This is a genomic window from Methylobacterium sp. WL69, assembly GCF_008039485.1.
Lineage (GTDB): Bacteria > Pseudomonadota > Alphaproteobacteria > Rhizobiales > Beijerinckiaceae > Methylobacterium.
Map to the genome: position 1 here is coordinate 1 of NZ_VRUZ01000137.1, position 8282 is coordinate 8282.

The window sequence follows — 8282 nt, forward strand, 5'->3', positions numbered from 1 at the left end:
CTCCGAAGCCCCCCGAGACCCCGCCGCTCCATCCGCCGGAGGACGGTCCGGGCAGGATCACGAAGCCGCCACCGCGCCGTCCGCGGTTCATCCGGTAGGCGAGGAACAGGATCACCAGGAAGATGACGATGAACACGATCACCTGGCCGGGATCGGCCTCGTCGCGGCGGATCTCCGCCTTGCGGTGCCAAGTCTCGCTTTGCGAGGTCTCCCTTTGCGAGGTCTCGGCGTCGCCCGACAGGATCGACAGCATGGCATCGACGCCGGCGTTGAGGCCGCCGGCATAGTCCCCGGTCTTGAAGCGCGGGGTGATCGCCGTGGTGATGATCACCTTCGACAGGGCATCCGTCAGGGCGCCTTCGAGGCCGTAGCCGACCTCGATGCGAACCTTGCGATCCTTCGGCGCCACCAGCAGCAGGGCGCCGTTGTTCGTCTTCTTCTGCCCGAGCGCCCAGTGCCGGAAGAGGCGGTTGGCATAATCCTCCACCGTGAGGCCCTGGAGGTCCGGCACCGTGGCGACGACGACCTGATCGGTGGTCTTGTCCTCGTAGGCCTTGAGCTTCGACTCGAGGCCGGCACGGTCCTCCGGCTTCAGGATGCCGGCCGCGTCGACGACGCGCCCGGAGAGCGCCGGGAAGGTCGGATCGGCGGCGAGGACGAGCCCCGCCTGCAGCACGAGCACGAGCCCGAGGAGGACGGCGCGAAATCCCCGGCCCATGTTCGCCGGCATGGACGCCTAGAACTTCACGTTCGGCGGACGCTCGGCATTCGGCGTCGCCGTGAAGGTCTCCATCGGCTTGGCCTCAGGATAGAACCACGCGGCGATCCAGCGGCCCGGAATGGTGCGGACCTCGGTGTTGTAGGCCTGGACCGCGCCGATGTAGTCGCGGCGCGCCACGGCGATCCGGTTCTCGGTGCCCTCGAGCTGCGACTGGAGGGCGAGGAAGTTCTGGTTCGACTTGAGGTCCGGATAGCGCTCCACGGTCACGAGCAGGCGCCCGAGGGCCCCCGAGAGCTGGTTCTGCGCGTCCTGGAACTCCTTGAACTTCTGCGGGTCGCTCACCGTCGAGGCATCGACCTTGACGCTGGAGGCCTTGGCGCGCGCCTCGGTGACGCCGACGAGGACGTCCTTCTCCTGCTGGGCGTAACCCTTAACCGTCTCGACGAGGTTCGGGATCAGGTCGGCCCGGCGCTGATACTGGTTCTGCACCTCGCTCCACGAGGACTTGGCGCTCTCCTCCAGGGTCGGCACGCGGTTGATGGCGCCGCATCCCGTGAGGGTCGTGACGAGCGCCAGGGCGACGAACGCCGCGCGGACCCGGCCGAAGACGGTCGGACCGGCAGGGATGGCGACGCCTGGATGCATGGACGGGACTCCTGAGGGCAACGATGGATCGGAACGGTCTCGACCGTCCCCTGCGACAGATAGGTACGGCCGCCGGCACGGAGAAGGTTTTGCGCGCAGGAAAGGCACGGCCGAATCCCCACGGGTAGACTTCGGCGACGACGGCAACGCCAGCGCGACTTTGCGCTCGCGATGACCGCGGCGTCGAAGGGTCCCGCGGTTGACAAGGCGGGGGGGTTCGGTGCGCTGTGCCGGTCATGGACGGAACACCACACGCCCCGGCCGGGAAACCGCGGGTTTCCATCACCTACTGCACGCAGTGCCAATGGCTCCTGCGCGCGGCCTGGATGGCCCAGGAGCTGCTCTCCACGTTCCGGGACGACCTCGGCGAGGTCGCGCTGGTTCCCGGAACCGGCGGCGTGTTCGTCATCGCGTGCGAGGGCGACATCCTGTGGGACCGGACCCGCGACGGTGGGTTTCCCGACGTGAAGGCCCTCAAGCAGCGGGTGCGCGACCGGATCAGCCCGGCGCGCGACCTCGGGCATCTCGACCGCCCATGAGTGCGTCCGGTCCGCAGGACGGCGGCGCGGAGACGGCCGGAAAGACGCCGCTCGGGCCGTTCCGGCGGCGGTCGCGGCGCCTCGGTCGTTTCCTCCCGGCCCTGTGGCGCGGGGATGTCTCGACGCAGGTCTACCTCGTCGCCCTGGTCATTGCCCTGATCGGGCCGGGCCTGCTGTTCACCGCGATCCTGCTCGTGCGCTACGCCGGCACCGAGCGGGCACGATTCGAGCAGGATGCGCGCGAGAACGTGCGCGGCATCGCCCTCTCGGTGGACCGGGATACGGCGGGCCTCGTCTCCGTGCTCCAGACCCTAGCGACCTCGCCGCGTCTGAAGGATGCCGAGTTCGCGAATTTCGACACCCAGGCCCGCCTCGTACGCGACGCCGTCGGCCTCGACCTCCTCCTGCGGCGTCCCGACGGACAGCAGCTCGTCAATACGGCGGTGCCGCCCGGCGCGCCGCTGCCGCGGGGCAGCCTGCCGTTCGACCGCGAGATCGCGGCCGGCACCCAGCGCGCCATGGTGTCGGGCCTGCTGCACGGGGCGAGCCCGAACGCGGCGACCTACGCCATTGCCGTGCCGGTGTCCGTCGAGGGCGACATCGCCTACATCCTCAGTTTCAGCGCGCCGGTGACCCGCCTGCAGGCCCTCGTCGCCCGGGAGAGCATCGCCGGCTGGATGACGGGCATCTCGGACCGGGACGGCGTCGTGATGGCCCGCATCCCCGATTCGGCCGCCATCGTCGGACGTCCGCGCCTGGGGACCCTGCGCCAGAAGCAGACGGACACCGCGGGGGTCTGGGAGGGCAAGGATCGCCAGATGCGGCCCGTCACGGTGGTCGAGGCCCGGGCCCGGCTGACCGGATGGACGGTGGGCGCGGTCATCCCGCAATCCCTCGTGGATGCGCGGCTGCACGGCTGGATCTGGGCGTTCTGCGGCTTCGGTCTCCTGGTGCTGGCCACCTCGTCGATCCTGGCCCTGAGCCTGTGGTCGCGGGTGGCGCGGCCCCTCCGGCGCCTCGCCGCGACGGGGCACGCCCTGGAGCGCGGCGAGGCGATCCCGCGCATCAGCTCGCCGGTCAACGAGATCCGCCGCCTCGGCGAGGTCCTGGCCGACGCCTCCATCCGCCTGCGGACCCGCAGCGCCGAGCGCGACCGGGCCCTCGCCGAGACCGAGCGCGGCCTCAGTGCCCTGCGCGAGAGCGAGGCGCGGTTCCGCCACATGGCCGATTCGGCCCCGGCCCTGATCTGGATGACCGACGAGACGGCCGAGATCAGTTTCACCAACATGCATTTCGAGCACCTGTTCGGCGAGGCGGCCCGGACCCTGGCGGGCGATGGCTGGCACCGGATCGTCCATCCCGACGATCTTCCGGCCTTCTCGACCCTGTTCCGCGAGGCGTTCGAGGCCCGTGAGCCGTTCCGCGGCGAGGTCCGCGTCGTCGACCGGACCGGCCGGGTCCGCTGGCTGCGCTGCGAGGGCGTGCCGCGCCAGGACGATACCGGAGCGTTCCTCGGCTACACCGGCTGCAACGTCGACATCACCGACGCCAAGCGCGCCGAGGAGCACCTGCTGCTCCTCATCCACGAACTCAACCACCGCGTGAAGAACACCCTCGCCACCGTGCAGTCCATCGCCGGCCAGTCCCTGCGCCGCCTCGAAGGCGACGAGGCCGCCTCCGCCCGTGCGGCGTTCGAGGCGCGGCTGCTCGCCCTGGCGCGAGTCCACGACGTCCTCACCCGCGAGAGCTGGGAGGGGGCCGAACTCGGGACCGTCGTGGCCGACGCCATCGCGCCCCTCGACGGGGATGACGGCCACGCCTCGCGCTTCCGGGTCAGCGGCCCGGCCTTGCGCCTGCCGCCGCGCTTCGCCCTCTCCATCGCCATGGCGCTGCACGAACTCGGCACCAACGCGGTGAAGTACGGCGCCCTCTCCCGCGAGGGCGGACGCGTCGCCATCACCTGGTCGGTGGTACGGGATCCGGACGTCCGGCTCATCCTGCGCTGGAGCGAGAGCGGCGGGCCGGCCGTCGTCCCGCCGACCCGGACGGGGTTCGGCTCACGCCTGATCGAGCGCAGCCTCGCCCGCGATCTGGCCGGCGACGTGCAACTCCTGTTCGAGGAAAGCGGCGTGGTCTGCGTCATCGCGGCCCCGGTGCCGCCCCCGACCCTCCTGGAGCGCCGGGCCGGCCTGACCGACCTTCCGCTGCCGGGTCGGCACGAAGCCGGGACAGGGCACCGCCCGGATGCGTCGCGCCCATAAGCATGCGCTCTGCCGCAGCGCGTCATTCTGTCTTCGTAAGAATATTGCGCGGCACCCAACACAACTTCTGGGTACAAAACGCGATGCCCGGAAACGGGCAAAGTCGGTACAAAGGTTTGACGCGCATTAAGTGAGTCTTAATCGGACGAACATATCAGTGACGCCTCGCCAACAGGACGTCCTCGATGCTCGGTCTTCCCCTGACACGGTTCGCGAAGAATCGCCGCGTTGCCGAATCGACGCCGGAAGCCACGCCCGTCGCCGAAGACGTCCGTCTGATCCACGCCGTCGAACGCCTGATGGCGACCCATGACCTCGACGCCGTCGATCTGCCCGACGGCCCCCTGAAGACCGCCCTCGTCGGTCTCCAAGGTGAGTCCGACCGCGCGACGCTCCGGGCCCTGGGCAGCACCGCCCGGGTGGCGCGGGAAGCCTCGGAAGCCGCGACCAACACCGGATGGATGACTTACGACGTCGGCGAGGTCGCCCGCGCGACCCAGACCATCGCGGGCGCCACGGAGGAGATGGCCGCCTCCATCGCCGAGGTCGCGCAGACCTCCGACACGGTGGTGAAGGTCGCCGAGGACGCCTTGTCCGCCATGCAGAGCTGCATCACCGACGGCAGCCAGGCCCGTGGCGCCATGCAGGAGATCGAGGGACGCACGGTCCAGATCGCCGACCGCGTGGTGGTGCTCGAGCGCGCCATCGCGCAGATCGAGGTGATGGCCACCGCCATCGCGGCGATCTCGAGCCAGACCAATCTCCTGGCGCTGAACGCGACCATCGAGGCGGCGCGGGCGGGCGAGGCCGGGCGCGGCTTCTCCGTCGTCGCCGCGGAGGTGAAATCCCTGTCCGCCCAGACCGCGAAATCCACGGGGGAGATCCGCTCCCTCCTCAACACCCTGACCGTCGAGATGGGGTCCATCGCCCAGGCGGTGAGCGAGAGCCGCAGCGCCGTGTCCGCCGGCCGGACCATCGTCGACGGCCTCGAGACCCGGGTCTCGCAGGCCAACGACCGCATCGGCGAGGCGAGCGAACTCAACCGGGCCATCGCGCACATGCTCGGCCAGCAGCGCCAGGCGACGGCGGAGATCTCCACCAGCGTCCAGAACATCGCCGGCAAGGCCTCGAAGACCCACGAGGAGATTGAGCAGATCACCAAGCGCCTGGTCAAGGCCGAAGCCCTCGGGCAGAAGGCCCTCGATACGGGCGCGCGCGGTCTGCCCGCCTACGCCCTGGTGCGCCTGCCGGCCGATATCGGCGCCTGGAAACGCAAGCTCGCCCGCGTCCTCGTCGGCTTGGCCGAGCCGGATCGCAGCCTCGCCAGACTGCCTTGGAACGACGGGCTCAGCCTCGCCGGTCTCCTGCGCGTCGGCCCCCTCGCCACCCATCCCGCCCTGCCGCAGCTTCTCACGGCAGAAGCCAAGGTGCTGGAGGAAGCCGATCGGATGATCACGGCCCTGGCGGGACAGAACTGGGATGTGGGGACACCGGCCTATCGCGGCGCCACGGACGCCATGAAGACGATGCTCGACACCGCCCGGATCATGCTCGGCGAGGCCGCCTCCGCCTGATCCGGAGGGGCGACGCGGCGGATCGATGCCAGCAAGCCATGTCCGGTCATACCCTGTCCCGCTCGATCGCTCCGCGATGGCGGCGACCCGTCATCGTCGGATGCCGTCCACATCCGAAGATCTCGTCACGGCATCGATCGCGCGGCGTGCGTATCAGCGGAGGGTCTCGCGCTGCGCCATCGCCGTGGCAGACCGGGATTTCTGCATCACGCCATCGATCTGCTCGCGCTGCCGGGTGAACTCCGCCAGCATCCGGCCGTCGAGCTCGCGGCCGCGCGGAACCCGGATCTTCATCGGGTCGACGAAGTGGCCGTTGATGACCACTTCGTAATGGAGATGGGCCCCCGTCGAGAGGCCGGTGGAGCCGACGTAGCCGATCACCTGCCCCTGCCGGACCTTGGCTCCAGCCGTCATCCCGCGGGCGAAACGCGACATGTGGTTGTAGGTCGTGACGTAGCCGTTGATGTGCTGGATTTCGATGCGGCGGCCGTATCCGGAATCCCAATCCGCCTTGATCAGGGTGCCGTTGCCCGCCGCGACGATGGGCGTACCGATGGGATTGGACCAGTCGACGCCCGTATGGAGCTTGGCGTAGCCGAGGACGGGGTGGCGCCGGTAGCCGAAGCCGGACCGCATGATGCCGTCGGCGATGGGCTTGCGGATGAGGAACTTCTTGAGGGAACGGCCCTGCTCGTCGAGGTAGTCGATGGTCCCGTCGTCGGGGGATTGAAACCGGTAGACCTTGCGTGATTCCCCGCCGAGGTTCAGCGCGGCGTAGAGCAGGTCCGGCCGCTCGGAGGCCGTCTGCCCCGCATCCTCGTCGAAGGTGTAGAAGACGTCGAGGGCGTCGCCGGATGAGATCCGACGCTGGAAATCGACGTCGTAGCCGAAGATCCGCACGAGATCCTCGACGGTGGTCCGCGGCAGTTCATGCCGGGCCGCAGTTTCCTGGAGGCTCTGATACAGCCGGGGGCCGGAGCCGCCCTCCTCTTCCTCGTCCTCGCCCGACGCGTCGACCTTGCCCAAGACCTTCGGCGAGGGCGCCCCCTCCGTCGGGGGTGCCACGGAGACGAAGGCGCCCCGATCGTTGATCGCCGCGATGGCCTCGATGCCGCCCTCGCCGTAGAGGATGAGCCGCGTCACCTGTCGCGGATCGCCGGGCTTGGGGCCGGGCGCGATCTGGAGGCGGAATTGCTGGCCTTCGGCGAGCTCGCTGATCCGCCCGCGCCCGCCAAGGGCCGCGACGATCCCGCGGATCTGCTCCTCAGTGGCTTGGCCGGTCCCGCGCAGCACGGTCTCGAGGCCCTCGCCGCGCTTGAGGGCGAGGTCGCGCTCGTCGACCAGGGGGGCGTCGCCGGCGCGCAGGCCGACCTTGGCGAGCCGGGTCACGTTCTCGGGCACCACAAGCACATCGATGGACTGGAACGGGCTGGGACCACCGACGGGCTGGGCCGGTTCGAAATCCGACGAGGCTCCGCCATGCTGCAGGGTGCGCGACAGCATGATCTGCGGTGCCACCGGCACGGCGCTGCGTCGGCCGGCCTCCGCCGTGAGCCGGCGTTCCTCCTCGATCTGCGCGGCGACATCGTCGTCCGTCAGGGCAGCCGCGCCGGGCTCGACGGCCAGGCCGACGAGATCCTGCTTCACGACGGAGACTTCGCCACCCGGGCCCTCGGAAATGCCGGGGTCCGGTGCGCGCTCCAACGGCTCGTCCGAGGCGAACTTGATCGGATCGAAGCGCGGCATCTCGGCGGCGAACACCCCCGTGGTCATGGACAGGGCGGTGGAGATGCGGACGAAGGGCCGGACCTTGATGATCTCGCGGTCGGCGAGGCGGACGGTGACGGGTGCGCGGAAACTCTGCTTCGCCGAGGCGATCATGAGGTTTCGCACGAGGCGGTCCCCCTTGCGCGCCAGGGCGATGTCGTCGTCGCTCGGCGCGGAACGGACGACGACAGCCGCCCGCTCGGGGATCGCCGCGAAGGAAATGTCGCTCTGGAACGACACATGGATCGCCGCCCCGATGAGACCGGCTCCGGTCAGGCCCGTCAGGGTACTGGCGCAGAGCCAGCGCAGGTTGACCTCACGGCGATCGATGCGCGGCGCGTCGGGTCCGAGGAGGTCGAGGGGCGGTTCGATCCCGTTGTGGAAGCGCGGCGTGGGACGCCCGTCCTGAGTCTGGGCCGGATGGCCGATCTTGAGGCGACCGCGCTTCACGAAACAACCCTTGTGAACGTGCCCCTGGCACCATCGGCGAACGGAACGGAAAAGCCCCCTGCCGGGTCTAGGATGTCGAAGGTCAGCGTGTCGAGAGTGAGGCGACGGCGTTCCCCCGACGGAGCGCGGCTTGATGTGAAGCAAACGGCAGAAAGCCCCCGATCGTTGAGGATCGGGGGCTTTTTGGTCTGTTTGATGTTTGGTTGCGGGGACAGGATTTGAACCTGTGACCTTCAGGTTATGAGCCTGACGAGCTACCGGGCTGCTCCACCCCGCGCCAGGGTGTTTTGCCTTTGGGGCAAGTTCGGATCGTCTGGAGGGAATG

6 protein-coding genes and 1 tRNA gene are annotated in these 8282 nt (G+C 69.5%); 3 read left to right on the top strand and 4 right to left on the bottom strand.

Features of this window, described 5'->3' with window-relative positions:
* Together FV218_RS21130 and FV218_RS21135 are read right to left on the bottom strand one after the other, a co-directional pair.
* Positions 1–730, bottom strand: a 730-nt coding sequence (locus FV218_RS21130) for a TPM domain-containing protein (RefSeq protein ID WP_147711433.1), incomplete at its 3' end; no start/stop codon positions are given.
* Between the two features lie 6 nt (positions 731–736).
* Positions 737–1366, bottom strand: a complete 630-nt coding sequence (locus tag FV218_RS21135) for a LemA family protein (RefSeq protein ID WP_147711434.1) — start codon at positions 1364–1366, stop codon at positions 737–739.
* A gap of 236 nt (positions 1367–1602) precedes the next feature.
* On the opposite strand from FV218_RS21135, the gene FV218_RS21140 reads away from it, so the two are divergent.
* From FV218_RS21140 to FV218_RS21150, 3 genes are all read left to right on the top strand, one after another.
* Complete coding sequence (locus tag FV218_RS21140) at positions 1603–1905, top strand: SelT/SelW/SelH family protein (protein ID WP_056097269.1); 303 nt, start codon at positions 1603–1605, stop codon at positions 1903–1905.
* Positions 1902–4166, top strand: a complete 2265-nt coding sequence (locus tag FV218_RS21145) for an HWE histidine kinase domain-containing protein (protein WP_147711435.1) — start codon at positions 1902–1904, stop codon at positions 4164–4166. The genes FV218_RS21140 and FV218_RS21145 overlap by 4 nt, the downstream gene beginning before the upstream one ends.
* Positions 4167–4351: 185 nt before the next feature.
* Positions 4352–5740 carry a methyl-accepting chemotaxis protein gene (locus FV218_RS21150; protein WP_147711436.1) on the top strand — a complete coding sequence of 463 codons (1389 nt, stop codon included), beginning with the start codon at positions 4352–4354 and terminating at the stop codon, positions 5738–5740.
* Between the two features lie 153 nt (positions 5741–5893).
* Here the strand turns inward: FV218_RS21150 and FV218_RS21155 are convergent, their stop codons facing one another.
* Complete coding sequence (locus FV218_RS21155; RefSeq protein ID WP_246685222.1) at positions 5894–7936, bottom strand: M23 family metallopeptidase; 2043 nt, start codon at positions 7934–7936, stop codon at positions 5894–5896.
* 221 nt (positions 7937–8157) lie between these two features.
* A tRNA-Met gene (locus tag FV218_RS21160) sits at positions 8158–8234 on the bottom strand.
* Positions 8235–8282: the final 48 nt, after the last annotated feature.